This window comes from Pseudomonas tremae (assembly GCF_001401155.1).
Classification (GTDB): Bacteria; Pseudomonadota; Gammaproteobacteria; order Pseudomonadales; family Pseudomonadaceae; genus Aquipseudomonas; species Aquipseudomonas tremae.
Genome location: NZ_LJRO01000445.1, coordinates 1 through 233, shown reverse-complemented (window position 1 = coordinate 233; position 233 = coordinate 1). Strand labels below are relative to the sequence as shown.

Genomic DNA, 233 nt, shown 5'->3' with positions numbered 1-233 from the left:
ATCAGGTGGTCTGTCTGAACCGCCATGTTTGCTGCTCCGGGCATCCCGAGCACGTCAGCCATGATCCGGCGTTTGTCGAGCTGTTCGGCAAAAATGCGCAAAGCCTGGCGATCTATCACCACCATCACGACCACGCCCACGATCTGCATGGCGCTGTGGTGAATGATGCACCGACCACTTCGTCACCTACCCACACTTATGTTCACGGAGACCACTGCAAGCATGGCTGATTT

Annotated in this window: 1 pseudogene; it reads left to right on the top strand. The window is 56.2% G+C overall.

The features are described 5' to 3' along the window. Positions 1-230: pseudogene (locus ALO43_RS29560) on the top strand (zinc ABC transporter ATP-binding protein); the annotation flags it as partial. Positions 231-233: the final 3 nt, after the last annotated feature.